The sequence below is a fragment of the Streptomyces huiliensis genome (genome assembly GCF_020037025.1).
Lineage (GTDB): Bacteria > Actinomycetota > Actinomycetes > Streptomycetales > Streptomycetaceae > Streptomyces > Streptomyces huiliensis.
On the sequence record NZ_JAIQLH010000166.1, the window covers coordinates 12666 to 32608 of the forward strand.

Consider the following 19943-nt stretch of genomic DNA (forward strand, 5'->3'; position numbering starts at 1 on the left):
GTCAGGGGGCGGCGTCAGGAGGCGGTGTCGGCAGGCGGTCACTTCGGGCACAGCGCGGCCGTCAGAAAGCGCGCGGCCGCTCCGTCGGCCGCCGGCGACTTGCTGAAGTTCCGGTTCATCGCGATCGTGACCTGCCGCTTTCCGTCGGCCGTGCCAAAGCTGAACGTGTTGTAGCCGGCGACGCTGCCCGAATGTCCGCGGACCGGCGCGGTGGGCCCGCAGGAGCGCGTGTCCGTCTCCAGCCCGAGCCCGTACGACCGGCCTGCCCTGTCCTTGCCCATCGGTATCGCGCGGCGCATCTCCTCCGTCAGGTGCGGGGGCAGCAGCCGCCCGCCGGACAGGGCACGGAAGAAGGTGTTCAGGTCGTGCGCGGTGGAGATGACCGTTCCGGTGCTCCAGATCGCCGACGGGTCGAACGTGGTGAAGTCCACTGGAGCGGCGGCGCCGGGCGCCCACTCGTACCCGTTCAGGTGCCTGCCGGGCATCCGCGCCGTCGTGGGGAACGACGTGTCCCGCAAGCCGAGCGGACGGATGACGCGGCCGGTGATCTCCTGGGCGAGGGTGCGCCCGGTGACGTGCTCGACCAGCAGCCCGAGCACCACGTAGTTGGTGTTCGAGTACGACCAGGCGCCCTTCTCGCCCGGGGCGAACTTCCAGCCCAACGCCACCGCCTTGCCGACCAGTTCGCGCGGTGCGTACGTCGTGCGGCCCACCTCGCGCAGCCGGTCGACGACCTCCTTCGGCTTCGAGAGGTCGACCAGCACGTCCGTGAGGTAGTCGGGCAAGCCGCTGGTGTGGTTCAGGAGTTGGCGCACCGTGACGCGTTCGCCGTTCGGTCCGGCCGGAACAAGGACCGGCAGGTGGCGTTCGACCGGTTCGTCCAGCTTCAGCCGGTCCTCCGCGACGAGTTGGAGCACGACGGTGGCCACCAGGGACTTCGTCACGCTGCCGACCCGGAAGCGGTCGTCCGCCCGCGCGGGCCGGCCGCTCTCCCGGTCCGCCGATCCGCTCGCCCCGCGCCAGACGCCGTGCTCGTCGCGGACCTCGGCGACGACCCCGGGTACGCCCTCCGCCGTCACGGCGTCCAACGCCCGCTGGAGAGCGGTCCGCTCGGCCGTCGGCCGGTGGTGCGCCGGGGAGCCCGTCGTGGACGGGGCGTACCGCGCCGGTGCGGCGAGGGCGGGCGCCGCGGAGGCGGTCACGGCGACGGCGGTGAGCAGCGCGGTGACGGCGGTGGCGGACGCGAGGGAGTGACGCGGGAGGCGAGGCATGGGTGGTACGTGCCTTTCTCGGCGGACGGGTGCCTGCCCGGCCGGGTGCGGGGCGGCTTCTGCGGTGTTCTCACGCTAGGCCGCGCCGCGGTGCCGCTGATCAAGCCTGCGGACGATCTCACCGGGCACGGCCCCCTAGGGGCTGCCCCTGAGAAGGATGCCCGCGCCGTGCGCCCCGCGCCCCGCCGTCCCGCGGTGCCTCACTCCCCCACCGTGAGCACGATCTTCCCGGTGGTCCGCCCGCGTTCGGCGAGCGCGTGTGCCTCGGCGGCCCGTTCCAGGGGCAGCACCGTGTCGAGTACGGGCCGCAGCCGGCCGTCGGCCGCCAGGGCCGCGATCTCGCGCATGCCCGCGCCGTCCGCCTCGACGGCCATGAAGGCGGCGCGGAGGCCGAGCTGCTCCGCTCGCTCGGCGAGGGCGGCCTCCTCGGGCGAGGCGAGGGAGACGACGATGCCGCCGGGGCGCAGGGTGCGCAGGGAACGCGGTCCGTACTCCCCGCCGATGGCGTCGAGGACGACGTCGACGTCGCGCACCTCGGCGGCGAAGTCGGCCCGCGTGTAGTCGACGAGCTCGTCGGCGCCGAGTTCGCGGAGGAGCGCGTGCTTGGCCTCCCGCGCCGTGCCGATGACGTACGCGCCGCGGGCCTTGGCGATCTGTACGGCGAGGTGGCCGACGCCGCCGGCCGCCGCGTGGACCAGCACCCGCTGCCCCGGGCGCAGCTCGGCGACGTCGACCAGCGCCTGCCAGGCGGTCAGCGCGGCGAGCGGCAGGGCCGCGGCCTCCGGGTGGGTCAGGGCGTCCGGCTTGCGGACGAGCTGGCGGGCGGGGGCAGTGACGTACTCGGCGTAGGTGCCCGCCGGGATCGGGTGGCGGGGCATGCCGAACACCTCGTCGCCGGGCCGGTGGACGGTGACGCCGATGCCGACGGCCTCGACGACGCCGGAGACGTCCCAGCCGAGCGGGACGGGCGTGCCGTCGCCCGCGAGGCCGCCGGTGGCGCGGTGCCAGACGTCGGTGGGGTTGACGCTGGTGGCACGCACCCGGACCAGCACCTCGGCGGGGCCGGGGGCGGGCCGCTCGGTCTCGACGACCCGGAGCACCTCGGGGCCGCCGAACGTCTCCTGGCGGATCGCGCGCATCTCGTCTTCTCCTCGGGTGGGGCGGGCGGCTCCCGGTCGGGCCGGCCTCGTGCTCCCCAGACTTCCGGGACGGAACGATCACGACGAGTGGCAAGAATGCCAGGATGTGAAAAGATCTTGCCATGCATCGCGTCGTCGTCCTGGCCCTCGACGGGGTCTACCCCTTCGAAATGACCATCCCCGCAAAGATCTTCGGCACGGCGGCCGACCCGCGCGGCAAGCCGCTGTACGAGGTCGTCACCTGCGGTCTGGACGCCCAGCCGGTGCGGACGAGCGCCGACTTCACGATCGCCGTGGAGCACGGCCGCGAGGCCCTGATGTCGGCGGACACCGTGGTGGTCCCGCCGTTCACCTGCGACCCGGACGGGGACGTCGACTGGTTCCCCCCGGCGGTGGCCGAGGCGTTCGCGCTGGTCCGGCCGGACGCCCGCATCGTGTCCATCTGCTCCGCGTCGTACGTGCTGGCCGCGGCCGGCCTGCTGGACGGCCGCCCCGCGACCACGCACTGGAACGAGGCCGAGCGCTTCCAGCGGAGGTTCCCCCGGGTGCGGGTGGACGCGAACGTCCTGTTCGTGGACGACGGCCGGGTGCTCACCGCCGCGGGTGTGGCGGCCGGTGTCGACCTGTGCCTGCACCTGGTCCGCAAGGACCACGGGAGCGAGACCGCCAACCGGGTCGCCCGGCTCTGCGTGGTGCCGCCCTGGCGCGAGGGCGGCCAGGCGCAGTACATCGAACGCCCGGTGCCCGAGCCGGCCGCGGCCTCGACCGCCGCGACGCGGGCCTGGGCGGCCGGACGGCTGCACCTGCCGCTGCCCCTCGCGGAGCTGGCCCGGCACGCCGGCATGAGCACCCGTACGTTCTGCCGCCGGTTCCACGACGAGGTGGGCATGCCTCCCGGGCAGTGGCTCACGCAACAGCGCGTCCGGCACGCCCGCCGGCTGCTGGAGACCACCGACATGCCGGTCGACCGGGTGGCCGCCGCGTCCGGGCTGGGCACCGGCGCCTCGCTCCGCCGGCATCTGTCCGCCGAGGCGGGGGTGTCCCCGGCGGCCTACCGCCGGACGTTCCGGGCACTGACCGGTGCGGAGGACCGGCGCGTCCACGCCTGACAACCAGCGGATCGAGCAGGATGTTTGGGACGAACCGCCACCGGCTGACCGACCGTCACCGCCGCGGGCGCCGCCGGACGAGGATGCGGAGGGTGGCTCGGGCATCCCGGCGGCGTTGCGGACTGCGGGCGGCGACCGAGGCGACGACGACCGCCAGCAGGGTGACGGCGCCCGTGAGTCCCGTGGCGGCGGCCAGCAGGGCCGCGCTGTCCAGTACGGGGGGAAGCAGGGACATGGCAGAACCTCCTGCGCGTACGGCCCGGTGGTCCGGGTCACCGGGCCGTGCTCCCGCGGGAACCTCTACGCCGGATTTCCAGCGACCTCCGGGCGATTGAGGAGCCCGTCGTTACGCTGATACGAAGCATCGGAAAAAGTGTCCGGTGAAGTCTCGCGTCACGTACGGCTTGAGCGGATTCACCACGCGGATGGCGGAACGTTCGCACTCCACAAGTACACCGACGGACGCGTCCGAAGTGCCGGACGGGGCTCGCCGGGGAACCATGGGAAGGAAAGGAACGGGGAAAGAGAAAAGCCCCGTCCGTCCCTTTTCGCCGGCACACGAGAGGAAAACCGACGGAAAGGCGCGCCCCGGGACGTCGCGGGAACGCTCCGCCGCGCACCCCTTCGAAACGCTCGCGTACTTGAGCGAACGCGCGCGGAATCCGGCGCGGCCGGGCCGCCGATGAGCCCGCACCCGCCGCCGATGAGCCCGCCCCTGACGGAACGCCTTTCGCGGCGCCGCCAAGTCGCCTGTCCGATGGCCCGGTTCTCCGCCGCCCCGAGGGCCGCCCGGCCAAGTCCCGCGCCCGACGCTCCCCTCCGGGGCCCGTTCCCCGTACCCCTGGGCATCGGACGTCCCATATGCCAAGATCACCCGATGAAGAGACGCATGTCATGAAGAACCGGCATGCGGCCGAGCACTGCTCCGGGAACGGTGACCCATGTCCGTGCAGATGGCGACCGGGCCGGCGGCCCGTGACGAGGAAGCCGAGTCCCCGGGACGGTCGGCGGCGGACGGCACGACCGCACTGCGGCTGCGCGTCCTCGGGCCGATGTCGGCCCAGTACGACGGCGCCGACCGGGCCCTCGGCCCCCGGCGCCACCGCGCGCTGCTCGCCCTGCTGCTGCTCCGGCTCGGCCGGGTCGTGCCCACCGGGGTGCTGATCGACGACCTGTGGGGCTACGCTCCCCCGCGCCGCGCCGTGGCCACCCTGCAGTCCTACGTCTGCCACCTGCGCCGCGCCCTGGACTCCCCCGCCGGCCGCACCGGCCCCTCCCTGCTGCACTACCGCGCGCCCGGCTACGTCCTGCGGCTCGCCCCGGAACAGGTGGACGTCCAGCGCTTCGAGCTGACGGTGGCCGCCGGCAACCGGCTGCTGGAGCGCCGCAACCTCCAGGGCGCCCGGGACGTGTTCACCGACGCGCTGGACCTCTGGCAGGGCTCCCCCTACGAGGAGTTCGAGGAGATCGGGGCGCTGGCCGACGAGAGCGGGCGGTTGGAGCAGATACGCCTGACGGCCGTCGAGGGGCTGGCCGAGGCCCGGCTGGCGCTCGGCGAGGCCGCCGACGTCGCCGCCGAACTCGCGCCCGAGGCGCGGCGGCACCCCACCCGCGAGCGGCTGGTCGGGCATCTGATGACCGCGCTGTCCTCCCTCGGGCGCCAGGCCGAGGCGCTGCGGGTGCACGAGCGGACGCGGGTCTGCCTCGCCGAGGAGTTCGGCGTGGACATCGGCGCGGAACTGCGGCGCGTCCACGCCGCCGTCCTGCGGCAGGAACCGCTGGAGAGACCGCCCGCGCCACCGCCCCCGGTGAGCCTCGCGCCCGCCGCCACCGGCCCCGGACCGCTCCTTAACCCCGGCCCCTGGCCGCCGGAGAAGCGGACCGACGCGCCCGCGCCGCGCGTGCCGGGCGAACTCCGCGTCGCCACCCTCCAGTCGATCAGCATCGGCGTGATCCCGCCCGCCCTGCGCGTCTGGTACCAGGAGAATCCGGACATCCAGCTGGTGCTCACCGAGTACATGAACGCCGAGGAGCTCCAGGCGGCCGTCACCTCGGGAGCGGCCGACGTGGCCGTCGGACCGCTCCCCGCCTCATGGCCGAGCCCGGTGCGCCTGCTGGGCACCGAGGAGTTCGCCATCGTCCTGCCGCCCGACGACCCGTACGCCACCGCCTCGGGCGACCGGATGCCGTTCGCCGTCCTGCGCGACCGCGCCTGGGTGCGGCTGGCGCCCCGCAACGGCCTCGCCCGGTTCCTCGACGAGGGCTGTACCGCGGCCGGGTTCCGCCCCCGGACGGCGATGCTCACCGAACTCAGCGCGGCCGCCCCGATGCTCACCCACTCCGGGCTCGGCCCCGCCCTCGTCCCCGTGAACATGGTCCCCCGGCACTTCGCCGGCCGCGTGGTCCTCCCCGACCCGCCGATCCGCCGCACCCTGGCCGCGTACGCGAACGGCCCGTTCGACGCGGCGGCCGCCTCCTTCGTGGAGACCCTGGCCGCCCGCGCGAGCCTGGGCGCCTGAAAGACCGTCGGAGACGGCGGCGACGGCCGCGGCCATCCGCTCCACGATCCGGGTCAGGATCGCCTCCGTGGTGGCGAAGTTGATCCGGACGAAACCCTCGCCCGCCGTGCCGCAGTCGCGCCCGTCGACGAGCGTCACCCCCGCCCGTTCGGCGAAGAACCCCGCGAGGTCCGCCTCGGGCAGGCCGAGGCCGCGGAGGTCGACCCAGCCGAGGTACGTGCCCTCGGGCGGGACGTATCCGGCCCCCGGCAGGTGGACGGCCAGCAGGTCGCCGAGCAGCCGGCGGTTGCGGTCCAGCCGGGCGAGCACCGCGTCGAGCCACGGGCGCCCCAGCCGGTAGGCGGCGGTCGCGGCCACCGCGCCCAGGGTGGCCGTCCCGTCGGTGGCCGGCCGGCCGAGCCGGGCCCACCGGTCGCGGTCGGCGTCGTTGTGGAGCAGCATCTGGGCGCACTTGAGCCCGGCGAGGTTCCACGCCTTGGACGCGGAGGTGGCCGTCAGGGTGTGGAGCGCGGCGGCCTCCGACACGGAGGCGTACGGCACGTGCCGGTGCCCGGCGAGCACCAGCGGGGAGTGCACCTCGTCGGAGAACACCCGCCCCTGATGCTCCGTCACCAGAGCGCTGACGGCGTGGAGTTCGTCGTGCTCCATGACCCGGCCCGTCGGGTTGTGCGGGTTGCAGAGCAGGAGCAGATGCCCGCCGGCGGCGAAGGCGCGGTCCAGCGCGTCGAGGTCGAGGGCGTACCGGCCGCCGGCCGTCCGGGCCATGGGGACCTGGAGGACGCGGCGGCCCAGCAGCGGCGGGACGACCAGGAACGGCGTGTAGGCGGGCACCGGGACGATCACCGGGGAGCCGGGGCGGGAGAAGTGCTCGACGGCGACGTGCAGCGCCCGGACCACGTCGGGCAGCAGCCGGACGTCGTCCCCGGACACGTCCCAGCCGTGGCGGCCCCGCTGCCAGGCGGCGCAGGCCGCGCCCGCCTCGGCGGCGAGGGACGGGGTCAGGTAGCCGAGCACGTCCCGGTCGACGGCGGCCCGCAGCGCGGCGAGGACCGGCGGGGCGGTGCCGAAGTCCGTCTCGGCGGCGCACGCGCCGAGGCCGTCCGGCCCGGCCGTCTCCCACTTGAGCCGGCCGAGGCGGCGGAGCGCGTCGGCCTCCGAGTCGGCATCCGCGCCTGCTTCGGAACCGGCCGCGTACCGGACGCTCATTCGGTCAGGACGTGCTGTCCGGCGGCCTTGCTCGCCTCCCAGTTCCGCCCGTCGAAGTCCACGAACTCGATGTGCTCGGCGGCCTCCAGGTCCAGGCAGCGCGCGTTGACGCTGAAGAAGCCGGTGGGGTGCGAGCGGGGGCGGTAGAAGGGCATGACGCCGCAGACGGCACAGAACGTGTGGTCCGCGATCCGGTTGCCGAACCGGTACGGCTTGAGGAACTCCTGCCCGCGGTACAGCTCGAACCGCTCCTCGGGGACCATCAGTTCCTGGTGTCCGGACTTGTAGCAGATACCGCAGTTGCACAGCGTGATGGTGAGCTTGCGGCTGGCGGTGGCGGAGAACGCCACGCCCCCGCAGTGGCACGAGCCCTCGTACCGGACGCGCTCGATCTCCGGCGCGGCGTCGGCCGCGTCGCGGTCAGCCGGCACGGTGGTCCACCCCCGCGAGGGCGGGCCCGCCGGCGGTCCGCGCCAGGTCGTCGAGCGCGGGCAGGGGCGTGCTCATCGGCAGGTCCGGGTGCGGCCGCAGCGAGTCGTGCGCGTGCGAGACGTGCCCGGGGCCGGCCGGCTTGCGGGTGAAGAAGATGAGCATGTCCCGGGTGGCCGGCCGCTCCGGATCGACGGCGATCACCGGCGACACGCTGTGCTTCCGCTCGTGGTCGACGAGGAGCAGGGTGTCCAGGAAGTGGCGGTGCCGCTCCTCGCCGAGCAGCAGCTCGGGGTCGGTCTCGTACCACCGGGCGGCGTTGGTCTCACGCATGTCGTGGATGAACGTCGACGCGCTGTGCTCGGTCATGTTGGTGCTGCCGAGCAGGGTGGTCATGGTGTGGTCCACACCGTCGCTGTGCACGCCCTCCAGCGCCGGCTCGCCCTGGAGCCGCGCGTCGGTGATCGTCCGCAGGTTGAACAGGGTGCAGATCCACTGCGGCGACCCGTAGTCGAGGTGCGGGCGGCGGGCCATCGCGACGTCCTCGATGACCAGGAACTTGAAGGCCAGCAGCGCCTGGAAGGCGGTGTTCAGCTGGAGGTCGTCGCGCACCTCCTCGAAGACCCGCAGCTCGCCCGAGTCGTGCCGGACGAAGTCCTCCTCCTTGGAGAGGACGAACGGCTGGAACTCCAGCCGGCGCGCCCGCCGCTCCACCGGGTCGAGACAGAACCGGCCGTTGCGCGACTTGCGGAACGGCAGGGTGGGATCGCCGCGCAGTCCGTCGCTCACGCCCTTCAGCCGTTCCAGGTCCCCGTCCGAGGCGCCCAGGAACCGGAGGATCTCCGTCATCCGCGCGCCCTCGACGAAGACCGCCCGGTCGCGTTCGTACCGGGATCTGACGTCCGCTATTTCGGAGACGACGTCGACTGTGAATTCCGAGGTTGTCACTCGACCTCCATGGTGATGGGTCGGACGAGGGCAGGCCGTCACCATGACCGCGGCCCCGCATTCCGCGGTCAACGTAGGGAGGGCGGGAATGCCGTGTCAAGTGCCGTCGATTTCCGCCGCGTTATCGGAACGCCGTCGTAAACGAGGCCGGCGGCGCACGTCGACGCCGCGTCGACAAGGCGTTGACAAGGCGTCGACGTTTCGTCGACACGCCGCTGCTAGCTTTTCGGCCCGACAGCGCAATTGCCGTCCGTACCGGAGTCCGTACCGGAGAAAAGCTAGGGGTGCTCGTGGCGAAAGAGAGCCGTACGGCGATCGGCTTCGAAGAGGGCCGCAACGACGGCGCCAAGTGGTTCGGCGACCTCACCCGCTCGCGGTTCGCGGGGCCCGTCACCCCGCACCACCGGGTGCTGTCCCGCGACGTGTCGCCGGAGACGCTCGCCGTGCACGCGGGGACGTACGAGGACCCGGTGACGGGCGCCGTCGGCACCCCGGTCTTCCAGACCAGCACCTTCCTGCTGGACGACGCCAGCTACGCCGCCTTCTCCGACGGGACCTCCCGCGACGTCCCCATCTACACCCGGTACGGCAACCCCTCGCAGTGGTCCGTGCAGGAGAAGATCGCCGCCCTGGAGGGCAGCCGCAGCGCGCTGGTGACGTCCTCCGGGATGAGCGCCACGGCCGGCACGATCTACGCGCTCACCAACGCGGGCAGCCACATCGTCTCGGCCTACGACGTCTACGGCGGCACCTACAACCTGCTCCGCGAGGACATGCCGTCGGCCGGCCGCGAGGTGACCTTCGTCGACCCCTGCGACCTGGACGCGGTCCGCGCGGCGATCCGCCCCGAGACCCAGCTGCTGTTCTTCGAGACGTTGACCAACCCGCTGCTGAAGGCGCCGTCGGTGCGCGGCCTCGCGGAGATCGCGAGGGAGGCCAACGCCCTCCTCGTCGTGGACAACACCTTCCTCACCCCGGTCAACATGCGCCCCCTGGAGCACGGCGCGGACGTCGTCGTGCACAGCGCCACCAAGTACCTGGCCGGGCACAGCGACCTGACCGCGGGCGCGGTCGTCGGCCGGCGGAAGTTCCTCGACCGGATCTGGGCGCAGACGCTGCGCTTCGGCGGCACCCTCGAACCGATCGCCGCCTTCCTCCTGGAACGCGGAATGAAGACCCTTCCGCTGCGCGTCCGCGAGCAGAACGCCAACGCCCTCGAAGTGGCGCGTTTCCTGGCCGGACACGAGCGCGTCGCCGCCGTCCACCACCCGGAACTCGGCGGCCCCCGCTATGCCGACCTGGAATACGCGGACTACCGCGGATTCGGCGGCATGGTGAGTTTCGAGGTGCGCGGCGGCGACGTGGCCGCCCTGGAATTCATGAAGAAACTCCGGATTCCCTATGTGGCGACGAGTCTGGGCGGCGTGGAATCCCTGGTGAGCATGCCGAGCAATACCTCGCACAGTTCGCTCACCGCCCGCCAGCGGTCCCGGATCGGCATCAATCCCGGCCTGGTCCGGTTCTCGGTGGGCATCGAGAACGTCCGCGATCTGGTGCGGGATCTGGACGAGGCGCTCGGCGCACCGGACGAGGAGGACATGCGATGAGGAACAGTTTCAACACGGCCGGCTTCAGCGAAGTGGTCCACGAGATCCGCAACGACCCCGCCGAGGCGGCGTTCCTCTACTCGGCGGAGGCGTGCTCCTCGCCGTACCGGGGGCTGTCGGCGAAGATCGGACCGGCCCTGTTCGGCACGGTGAAGTCCGCGCGCCGCTTCTCCGTCGAGTTGCGCGACGTCGCGCCCGACGGCCCCGGCCCCGACGGCCCGCTGCCGATGCACCTGGCCCTCACCGGCATCGCCTCCTGCGCGCTCACCACGCTGGTCGGCGGCGGCAGCGCCCAGTCGGTGGTCTTCGAGAGCGCCGACATGGACATCGCCTGGGACGGCGGCGCGGTGACGAGCCGGATCGACGTCGGCGGGGTGCCGGACGACGCGACCGTCGCCGAACTCGTCGGTCAGGTCGAGCGGTTCAGCCCCAACTACACGACCCTCACCCGCCCGGTCCCGGTCGCCCTGCGCTACGGGCCGGACGCCGCGCCGGCGAGCGCCGGCACGGCGGAGGGTGCGCCGCCCACCGGCCGCCCGGCCGCCTGCCGGGTCCGCTGGATCAGCGGCACCCAGCTCGCGTCCGCCCCGCTGGACCCGGAGCCGGGCGAGGAGCTGCGCGTCGACGCGCCCAAGCAGCTCACCGGCGTCGACTGGGGGCCCAACCCGCAGGAGTACCTGCTGATGGGTCTGGCCGCCGACGTCGCCTCGCACCTGGGCCGGTGCGCCCGCGAGCTGACCGGCCGGGCCCTGCCCTGGCGGGTCGTGGTCCGCGGCACGGAGGACGTCGGGGGGCTGCTCCAGGCGGACCCGTCGGCCGTCGTGCAGCTCCAGGACATGCGGTGCACGGTGCCGGACGCGTCCGGGCTGTCCGGCGCGGAGCTGGAGAAGGCCGTGGCGGCGGCGTGGGCCGCGTCCGAGGTGCGGTACCTGATCGAGGCGGCCCCGGCCGTCCGGCTCTCCTCGCACCGGGTGGAGTCGTGTCCGGCATGAACCGAGACGGCGCCCTCCGCGTCCTCGCCGTCGGCGCGGGGCCGGCCAACCTGAGCCTGGCGGCCCTCGCCGAGCCGGTCGACGGCCTCCGCGTCACCGCCCTGGAGGCCCGCGACTCCGTCGCCTGGCACCCCGGCCTGCTCTGGCCCGACTCCCGGCTCCAGGTGAGCCCGGTGAAGGACCTGGTCACCCTGGTCGACCCGCGCAGCCGCTTCGGCTTCCTCAACTTCCTGCACGAGCGGGGCCGGTTGTACCGGCACCTGATCGCCGCCGCGGACCACGTCAGCCGCAAGGAGTTCGACCAGTACCTCACCTGGGCCGCCCAGCAATTGGACGTGCGGCTCGGCGAGCGCATCGAGGCGGTGGAGCACGACGGCGACGGGTTCACCGTCCGCACCGGGCGGCGCGTCCACCGGGCGGACCACGTGGTCCTCGGCGTCGGCCGGACCCCGTACGTCCCCGACTGCGCCCGCGGCGCCACCGGCCGCCGGCTGTGGCACGCCGCCGACCACCTCCGCCGGGACGACCGGCTGGACGGCCGGGACGTGCTGCTGGTCGGCGGCGGGCAGAGCGCGGCCGAGGTGGCGCTCGACCTGATGTCCGGCCGGGCCGGGCTGCCGCGCCGGCTGACCTGGGTCACCGGGCGCGAGGGCTTCGCCCCGCTGGACGACTCGCCGTTCGCCGACGAGTGGTTCAACCCCCGCTACGTCGAGTACTTCCGTGAGCTCCCGGCCGGCCCGCGCGCCGCCCTGCTGGAGCGGCAGCGGTCCGCCGGCACCGGGATCACCCGCGAGCTGCTGGCCCGGGTGTACGAGCGGCTGTACGCGCTCGACTACCTCACGGACGGCGGCCCGTTCACCCACGACCTGCTGGCCGGCGTGCGGCTCACCGGGCTCGCGGAAGCCGACGGCGGGTTCCGCGCCGAGCTGGAGGACACCGCCACCGGCGGACGGCGCGCCCTGTCCTGCGACACGGTCGTCCTGGCCACCGGCTACCGCACCGAACTCCCGCCCTGCATGGAGGGGTTGCGCGACCGGATGCCCGTCACCGACGACGGCTACGCGGTCGAGGCGGACTACCGGGTGCGCTGGGACGGCCCCGACCGGCACCGGATCTACGTCCAGGGCGCGGCGCGGCACACCCACGGCGTCGCCGACCCCAACCTCTCGCTGGCCGCCTGGCGTTCGGCCGTGATCCTCAACAGCCTGCTGGGCCGGGAGCACTACGACCTCAAGGCGGACGAGTCGGCCCTCGGGCCCAAGGACCGCGTGGAGGCCCGCCCGTGACCACCGCCGAAGCCCGCCCGCGCCCCTACCGCGAGGTGTTCGCCCTCCCGGGCATGACCCGCTCGGTGCTGCTGATGTTCGTGGCCCGGCTGCCGGTCACGGCGATGGGGCTGACCCTGACCCTGCACGTGGTCAACGGCCTGCACCGGGGCTATGTGGCCGCCGGTCTCGTCGCGACCTCGACGACGGTCGGCACGATGGTCGGCGCCCCGGCGGTCGGCCGGGCCCTGGACCGGCACGGCCTGCGGCCGGTGGTCGCGGTCTGCGCCACGGTCGCGACCGCGTACTGGATCGGCGTCCCGTGGCTGCCGTACGAGGTCCTGCTGGTCGCCGCGTTCCCGGCGGGCGCGCTGGTGATCCCGGTGAGCTCGCTCTCCCGGCAGGTGATCACGGCCCTGGTGCCGGAGGACCGGCGGCGGACGGCGTTCTCGGTGGACGCCGTCGCGATGGAGACCTCCTTCATCGTGGGCCCGGCGGTCGGCATCTACCTGGCCACCCAGTTCTCCAGCCGGCTGGCCCTGACGGTCATCGGCGCGGTCGTCGCCGTGACGGCGGTACTGCTGTACGTGCAGAACCCGCCCCTGCGCGGCAAGAAGGAAGCGGCCGCGCCCGCCCCGGGCACCCCGCGGACCTGGCTCGACGGGCGCATGACGGCGACGCTGCTGATCTCCATGGGCGTGCTGTTCGTGCTCGGCGGGACGGAACTGGCTTTGGTGGCCGTGCTCCGGGCCGGCGGCGAGACCGCGTGGACCGGGGTGGCGGTCGCCATCCTGGCCCTGGGGTCCATCGTCGGCGGCGTGGTGCACGGCGCCCTCCCGCGCTCGCTTCCGCAGTCCGCGCTGATGGCGCTGCTGTCGCTGCTGGTGATCCCGGTCGGCCTGGTCGACGGGCCCTGGTGGCTGCTCGGCCTGGCGCTGGTGCCCATGCAGCTGGTGTGCGCGCCGACGCTGGCGGCCATCGCCGAGAGCGTCAGCCGGCTCGCGCCGCCGCACGCCCGCGGCATGGCCATGGGCCTCCAGGACTCGGTGACCCGGCTCGGCGGCGCCCTGGCCTCCCCGGCCATCGGCTTCGTGATGGACCGCTGGTCGCCCGGCTGGGGCTTCGCGGCCTCCGGCGCCGGCGGGCTGCTGCTCGTGGCCGCCGCCGCGGTGTGCGCCGGCGGCACCCGGGCCCGTACCCGCCCCGCGGCCGAGCGGCCGCCTCTGGACACCCCCACCACTGAACCCTCCATCGGAATGGACAGGTGACGACAATGACGACGACGGACACGGACGCCGCGTCCTGGGCGACCTCCGCCCGCATCTACAACTCTGCCGTCGCCGCGTGGGCGATCGGCGCGGCCTGGGAGGTGGGCGCGCTCGACGAGCTCCAGGAGCAAGGCCGGCTGGACACCGCCGAGTTCGCCGCTCGCAACGACCTGGACCCGGCGTCCACGCTGGGCATGTTCCGGGCGCTCGCCTCGGTCGGTGTCGTCCGCCGGGACGGCACCCGGGTGGTGCCCGCGCAGGACTTCGACGAGATCCAGCGCACCCGCTCCCTCTTCCACTGGCTGGTGCGCGGCAGCGGCGAGCTGTTCCGCCAGATGCCGTCGGTGCTGCGCAACGAGAACCGCGTCGGCACCTTCTACCAGCGCGACCCCGTCGCCATCGCCCGCTCCTGCAAGGAGATCAGCGTCTTCTGCTACGACCCGTGGTTCTGGCGGGCGATGGAGGGGCTGGACTTCGACGTCCGGGTCGCGGCCGACCTGGGCTGCGGCAGCGGCGAGCGCCTGATGCAGATCCTGCGCCGGTACCCGGACGCCCGCGGGCTGGGCGTCGACATCGCGGGCGACTCCCTGAAGGTGGCGGCGGCCGACGCGGCGGACGCCGGGCTGGCGAGCCGGCTGTCCTTCGTCGAGGCGGACATGCTGACCATGGACCCGCGGCCGGAGTTCACCGAGGTGGACCTGCTGACCTGCTTCATGGCCGGGCACGACTTCTGGCCCCGCGAGCAGTGCGTGGCGACCCTCGCCCGGCTGCGCGAACTCTTCCCGAACGCCCGCCGGTTCCTGCTCGGCGACGCCACCCGCTCGGTGGGCGTGCCCGACGCGGAGATGCCGGTGTTCATGCTCGGCTTCGAGGTCGCGCACGACCTGATGGGCACCTTCATGCCCACCATGGCCGACTGGGAGGGCGTCTTCGCGGAGAGCGGCTGGCGGCTGCGGCACAAGCACGACATCGGCATGGTCGCCAACGAGGTCATCTTCGAACTCGAACCCCGGTGACGGCCGGGGCGGCATCGGCATGACGGGACGACGGCCGACGGGCCACAGGGGTGAACAGGCGTGAAGCGAGGGCCGATGACGGCGAAGAGCGACGGGACGGCAGGCGGCGTGGCGCGCCATGCACCTCTCGTGCACGAGGAGTTCGAGGCGCGGGCCCGCCGGTACCCGGCCGAGCGGGCCGTGGCCTGCGGCACCGACGCGCTCACCCGGGCGGAGCTCGACGCCCGGGCCAACCGGCTGGCCCGGTACCTGATCGCCGCGGGCGTGGTCCCGGAAGCGCGGGTGGCCGTGGTGCTGCCGCGCTCGGCGGACGCGCTGGTGGCGCTGTTCGCGGTGCTGAAGGCCGGTGGCACGTACGTCCCGGTGGACCCGGCCCAGCCGGCCGCCCGGATCGCGTCCGTGGTCCGCGCGGCGGACTGCGCGGTGGTGCTGGACGGTCCGGTGGACCTCGACGGCCTGCCGGACACCCCCGTCACCGACGCCGACCGCCCCGCACCCCTGGACCCCGCCCATGCCGCATACGTCGTCCACACCTCGGGCTCGACCGGCACGCCCAAGGGCGTCGTCGTCGAACACCGCGCCCTGGCCGCCCTGTTGCACCGCCACGTCGCCCCGCAGTACGCGGCGGTGGCGGCCGGCGACCGGCTCCGGGTCGCCCTCGTCTCCCCGCTCGCCTTCGACGCGTCCTGGGACCCGGTGCTGGCCATGGTGGCCGGCCACGAACTGCACCTGCTGGACGACGACACGCGCCGCGACCCGGCCGCGCTCACCGCGTACGTGGCCCGGCACGGCGTGGACGTCGTCGACCTCACCCCGTCCCACCTGGAGCAGCTGCTGCCGCACGGCCTGGTCCGGGACCCCGCGGCCCGGCCCAGGCTCGTCGTCCTCGGCGGCGAGGCGCTGCCCGAGCCGCTGTGGCGGGAGCTGCGCGACACCCCCGGCGTCACCGCGCACAACCTGTACGGCCCCACCGAGTGCGTCGTGGACGCGCTGTGGGCGCCGTCCGACGCGGCGGAGGACGTGGTGATCGGCCGGCCGGTCGCGCACGGCGACGCCTACGTGCTGGACGCCAGGCTGCGGCCGGTGGAGGACGGCGAGACCGGCGAACTCTACGTGGCCGGCGCCGGGTTGGCGCGCGGCTACCTGGGCCGGCCCGGGGCGACGGCGTCCCTGTTCGTCGCCGACCCCTTCGCGCCCGGACGCATGTACCGCACGGGCGACCTCGTCCGGCGGGGCGCCGACGGCCTGGTGCGCTACGTGGGCCGGGCAGACGACCAGGTGAAGGTCCGGGGCTTCCGGATCGAGCCGGGCGAGGTCGAGGCGGTCCTCCGCGAGCACCCGGCGGTGGCGGCGGTCGCGGTCCGCGCGCACCGCTTCGGGGCGGGCGACCGGCGGCTGGTGGCGTACGTCGTACCGGCCGGGGAGGTCACACCCGCCGACGTACGCCGGTTCGCCGCGGACCGGCTGCCGGAGCACCTGGTCCCGGCCTCCGTCACCCTGCTGGACGCGCTGCCGCTGACCGCGAACGGCAAGCTGGACCGCGCGGCGCTCCCCGACCCCGGGCCGCTGGTGGCCACCGGCGGCCGGGAGGCGCGTACGGACGCCGAGCGGGTGCTGTGCGCGCACTTCGCGGCGGTGCTGGGCGTGGAGCGGGTGGGCGCCGACGACTCGTTCTTCGAGCTGGGCGGCGACTCGCTGCTGGCCATGCGGCTGGTCGGCCGAATCGGCGCCGCCCTCGGCGCGCGCCCGTCCGTCCGGGACGTCTTCGACGCCCCGACCCCCGCCGGGCTCGCCGCGCGCCTCGCGGACGCCCCGGAGCGGCCCGGCACCCCGCTGACGGCCGGCCCCCGCCCTGACCGCGTCCCGCTGTCGTCCGCGCAGCGGCGGCTGTGGTTCCTCGACCGCCTGGAGGGGCCGAGCCCGACGTACAACGTCCCGCTGGTCTCCCGCCTGTCCGGCCCGCTGGACGCGGACGCGCTGCGGGCGGCGCTGGGCGACGTCGTCGCGCGGCACGAGAGCCTGCGCACGGTGTTCCCGGAGACCGACGGGCAGCCCGTCCAGCACGTCCTGCCCCCGGACGAGGCGGTGCCGGACCTGGAGACCGTACGCCTCGACGCCGCCGTGCCGGACGCACGGCTGGAGGAGGACGCCCGGCGGACCTTCGACCTCTCCCGCGAACTCCCGGTCCGCGCCTGGCTGTACGAAGTCGCGCCCGGCGAGAACGTGTTGCTGCTGCTGGTGCACCACATCGCCACGGACGGCTGGTCGCTGGACCCGCTCGTCCGGGACCTGGGCGAGGCGTACGCCGCCCGCGTCCGGGGCGAGGCGCCGCGCTGGACACCGCTGCCCGTCCAGTACGCCGACTACACCCTCTGGCAGCGCGACCTGCTCGGCGACCCCTCCGACCCCGGCAGCCGGGCCGCCGTACAACTGGCGCACTGGACGCGCGCGTTGGAGGGCATACCCGACGAGCTGGGCCTCCCCTTCGACCGACCACGCCCGGCCGTCGCCTCGTACCAGGGCGGGACGGTCGACTTCCACCTGGACGCCGAGGTCCACCGGAGGCTGGCCGAGCTGGCGCGGGAACGCGGCGTGACGACGTTCATGATGTTCCAGGCGGCCCTGGCCCTGCTGCTGGCGAAGCTCACCGGCGGTACGGACATCCCCGTCGGCACCCCCGTCGCCGGCCGCTCCGACGAAGCGCTCGACGACCTCGTCGGCTTCTTCGTCAACACCCTCGTCCTCCGCACCGACCTCACCGGCAACCCCACCTTCGACGAGCTGCTCACCCGCGTCCGCGACACCGACCTCGCCGCCTTCGCCCACCAGGACGTCCCCTTCGAGCAGGTCGTGGAGGCGGTCAACCCCGTCCGTTCGCTCGCCCGGAACCCGCTGTTCCAGGTGTCGCTGACCATGAACGAGCCGGGCACCGCGCTGTCCCTGCCCGGACTCGCGGTGACCGGACGGCGGCCGGTGCTCGGCGTGGCCCGGTTCGACCTGAACGTCAACTTCCACGAGCGGACCGACGGAGCAGGGGTCGCCGGGCACATCGAGTACAACGCCGACCTCTTCGACGCGTCCACGGTCGAGGCCATGGCCGGCCGGCTCGTCCGCGTCCTCACGGCGGTGGCCGAGGAGCCGGGACGGCCGTGCGGCGCGGTCGACGTCCTCTCCCCGGAGGAGCGCGTACGGATCCTCCGCGACTGGAACGCCACCGCGCTCGACGTGCCGGACACCACCCTCCCCGCGCTGCTGGAGGCCCAGGCCCGGCGCACCCCCGACGCGCCGGCCGTCCAGGCCGCCACCGGCACCCTGACGTACGCGGAGCTCAACGCCCGGGCCAACCGGCTCGCCCGGCACCTCGTCGGCCTCGGCGTGGGTCCGGAGGCGCTGGTCGCGCTACGGCTGCCGCGCTCGGCGGACCTCGTGGTCGCCGTCTGGGCGGTCCTGAAGGCCGGCGGCGCCTACCTGCCGATCGACGGCGAGTACCCGGCCGAGCGGAACGCGTTCATGCTGGAGGACGCCCGCCCGGCGACCGTCCTGTCCGAGCTGCCCGACGTCTCCCACCTGCCGTCCGGCGACCTCACGGACGCCGAACGCCTCGAACCGCTGCTGCCCGCGCACCCCTGCTACGTCATCTACACCTCGGGCTCCACCGGCGTCCCGAAGGCCGTGTCGATGCCGGGCGGCGCGCTGGTCAACCTGGTCGTCTGGTGGGCGACCGTCGAACCGCCCGCCCGCATCGCCCTGTTCTCGGCGACCAGCTTCGACGTCTCGCCGATGGAACTCCTCATCGCCACCACGTCCGGCGGCTGCGTGCTGGTCCCGGACGACGCGATCCGCAAGGACGCCGAGAAGCTCGTCGCCTGGCTCGGCGAGCACGAGGTGAGCGACCTGACCGTCGTCCCGAACCTGGTGCTGAACTCCGTCTGCGAGGCGGCCCGCGCCGCCGGCACCCGCCTCCCGGCGTTGCGCCACGTCGGCCAGGGCGGCGAGGCGCTCGTCCTCTCGTCGGCCGTCGAGGACCTGTTCGCCGAGGCGGACGGCCGGCGGCTGGACAACTGCTACGGCCCCACCGAGACGCACATGGCGACCGGCTACCGGATGCCCGCCGACCCGGCGGACTGGCCGGCGGACCCGCCGATCGGCCGGCCCATCGGCAACACCACGGTGTACGTGCTCGACCGCTGGCTCCAGCCGGTCCCCCCGGGCGTGATCGGCGAACTGTACATCGGTGGAGCCCAGTTGGCGCGTGGCTACCTCAATCGGCCGGCGCAGACCGCCGGGCGGTTCGTGGCCGACCCGTTCGGCCCGCCCGGCTCCCGCCTGTACCGCACCGGCGACCTGGTGCGCTGGCGGGCCGACGGCGAGCTGCTGTTCACCGGGCGGGCCGACCACCAGGTGAAGATCCGCGGCTTCCGGATCGAGCTGGGCGAGATCGAGGCGCTGCTGCGGCGCCACCCGGACGTGGCCCAGGTGGCCGTCCTGGCGGTGGCGGACCGGCCGTCGGTCAAGCGGCTCGTCGCGTACGTCGTCCCCAACGGCCGGGCGCCGGAGCCGGACGCGCTGCGCCGGTACGTCGCCGCGTCCCTGCCGGACTACATGGTGCCGTCGGCGTTCGTCACCCTGGACCGGATGCCGCTGAGCCCCAACGGCAAGCTGGAGCGCCGGCACCTGCCCGCGCCCGCCGCCGAGGCGTCCCGGCGGCCCCGCACCTGGGTGGAGAAGGTGCTGTGCGAGATCTGGGCCGAGGTGCTGGACGCGCCGGGGGCCGGGATCGACGACGACTTCTTCGCGCTGGGCGGGCACTCGCTGACCGCGACCAAGGTGATGAGCCGGGTGCGCGGCAGGCTCCGCGCCGACCTGCCGGTCCGGTCCCTCTTCGAGCGGCCGACGCCGGCCGGGCTCGCCGAGCTCGTCGGCACGGCCGGGGCCGCCGGGCACGCCCTGACGGCGGGGCCGCGCCCGGAGCGCGTCCCGCTGTCGTCCGCGCAGCAGCGGCTGTGGTTCCTCGACCGCCTGGAGGGCCCGAGCCCCACGTACAACAACCCACTCGTCTCCCGGCTGTCCGGCCCGCTGGACGCGGCTGCCCTGCGGGCGGCGCTGCGGGACGTGGTGGCGCGGCACGAGAGCCTGCGGACGGTGTTCCCGGAGGTCGACGGGCAGCCCGTCCA

At 74.2% G+C, this 19943-nt stretch carries 13 protein-coding genes and 1 pseudogene; 8 read left to right on the forward strand and 6 right to left on the reverse strand.

Annotated elements, in window-relative coordinates; translation table 11 throughout:
• Nucleotides 1-38: 38 nt before the first annotated feature.
• Both JNW98_RS24965 and JNW98_RS24970 read right to left on the reverse strand, forming a co-directional pair.
• Nucleotides 39-1271, reverse strand: coding sequence for a serine hydrolase domain-containing protein (locus tag JNW98_RS24965; RefSeq protein WP_223770541.1), 1233 nt, complete (start codon nucleotides 1269-1271; stop codon nucleotides 39-41).
• Nucleotides 1272-1471: 200 nt separating this feature from the next.
• Nucleotides 1472-2410 carry an NADP-dependent oxidoreductase gene (locus JNW98_RS24970; RefSeq protein WP_223770542.1) on the reverse strand — a complete coding sequence of 313 codons (939 nt, stop codon included), beginning with the start codon at nucleotides 2408-2410 and terminating at the stop codon, nucleotides 1472-1474.
• Between the two features lie 122 nt (nucleotides 2411-2532).
• Between JNW98_RS24970 and JNW98_RS24975 the strand changes: the two genes are divergently transcribed.
• Nucleotides 2533-3519 carry a GlxA family transcriptional regulator gene (locus JNW98_RS24975; protein ID WP_223770543.1) on the forward strand — a complete coding sequence of 329 codons (987 nt, stop codon included), beginning with the start codon at nucleotides 2533-2535 and terminating at the stop codon, nucleotides 3517-3519.
• 55 nt (nucleotides 3520-3574) lie between these two features.
• Here the strand turns inward: JNW98_RS24975 and JNW98_RS24980 are convergent, their stop codons facing one another.
• A complete protein-coding gene (locus tag JNW98_RS24980) occupies nucleotides 3575-3754 on the reverse strand; it encodes a hypothetical protein (RefSeq protein WP_223770544.1) in 180 nt (59 codons plus the stop codon).
• A gap of 706 nt (nucleotides 3755-4460) precedes the next feature.
• On the opposite strand from JNW98_RS24980, the gene JNW98_RS24985 reads away from it, so the two are divergent.
• Nucleotides 4461-6038, forward strand: coding sequence for a BTAD domain-containing putative transcriptional regulator (locus JNW98_RS24985; protein WP_223770545.1), 1578 nt, complete (start codon nucleotides 4461-4463; stop codon nucleotides 6036-6038).
• Nucleotides 6039-6086: 48 nt separating this feature from the next.
• Here JNW98_RS24985 and JNW98_RS24990 read toward each other — a convergent pair.
• From JNW98_RS24990 to JNW98_RS25000, 3 genes and pseudogenes are all read right to left on the reverse strand, one after another.
• Nucleotides 6087-7244: pseudogene (locus JNW98_RS24990) on the reverse strand (MalY/PatB family protein); the annotation flags it as partial.
• Nucleotides 7241-7675 carry a GFA family protein gene (locus JNW98_RS24995; RefSeq protein ID WP_223770546.1) on the reverse strand — a complete coding sequence of 145 codons (435 nt, stop codon included), beginning with the start codon at nucleotides 7673-7675 and terminating at the stop codon, nucleotides 7241-7243. The pseudogene JNW98_RS24990 and the gene JNW98_RS24995, both read right to left, overlap by 4 nt.
• Nucleotides 7665-8621, reverse strand: a complete 957-nt coding sequence (locus tag JNW98_RS25000; RefSeq protein WP_223770547.1) for a 2OG-Fe dioxygenase family protein — start codon at nucleotides 8619-8621, stop codon at nucleotides 7665-7667. Before JNW98_RS25000 ends, JNW98_RS24995 begins: the two co-directional genes overlap by 11 nt.
• A 290-nt stretch (nucleotides 8622-8911) precedes the next feature.
• Here JNW98_RS25000 and JNW98_RS25005 point away from each other — a divergent pair, with 290 nt between their 5' ends.
• The 6 genes from JNW98_RS25005 to JNW98_RS25030 all read left to right on the forward strand — a co-directional run.
• Nucleotides 8912-10228 (forward strand): trans-sulfuration enzyme family protein, encoded by a 1317-nt coding sequence (locus JNW98_RS25005; protein ID WP_223770548.1) that lies wholly within the window; start codon nucleotides 8912-8914, stop codon nucleotides 10226-10228.
• Nucleotides 10225-11220: an OsmC family protein gene (locus JNW98_RS25010; RefSeq protein WP_223770549.1), complete on the forward strand. Its 996-nt coding sequence runs from the start codon at nucleotides 10225-10227 to the stop codon at nucleotides 11218-11220. Before JNW98_RS25005 ends, JNW98_RS25010 begins: the two co-directional genes overlap by 4 nt.
• Nucleotides 11217-12506, forward strand: a complete 1290-nt coding sequence (locus JNW98_RS25015) for a lysine N(6)-hydroxylase/L-ornithine N(5)-oxygenase family protein (RefSeq protein ID WP_223770550.1) — start codon at nucleotides 11217-11219, stop codon at nucleotides 12504-12506. The genes JNW98_RS25010 and JNW98_RS25015 overlap by 4 nt, the downstream gene beginning before the upstream one ends.
• On the forward strand, nucleotides 12503-13753 hold the full coding sequence (locus JNW98_RS25020) for an MFS transporter (RefSeq protein WP_223770551.1): 1251 nt from the start codon (nucleotides 12503-12505) through the stop codon (nucleotides 13751-13753). Before JNW98_RS25015 ends, JNW98_RS25020 begins: the two co-directional genes overlap by 4 nt.
• A gap of 5 nt (nucleotides 13754-13758) precedes the next feature.
• Nucleotides 13759-14769, forward strand: a complete 1011-nt coding sequence (locus JNW98_RS25025) for a class I SAM-dependent methyltransferase (protein WP_223770552.1) — start codon at nucleotides 13759-13761, stop codon at nucleotides 14767-14769.
• Between the two features lie 75 nt (nucleotides 14770-14844).
• Nucleotides 14845-19943, forward strand: a 5099-nt coding sequence (locus JNW98_RS25030; protein WP_223770553.1) for a non-ribosomal peptide synthetase, incomplete at its 3' end; no start/stop codon positions are given.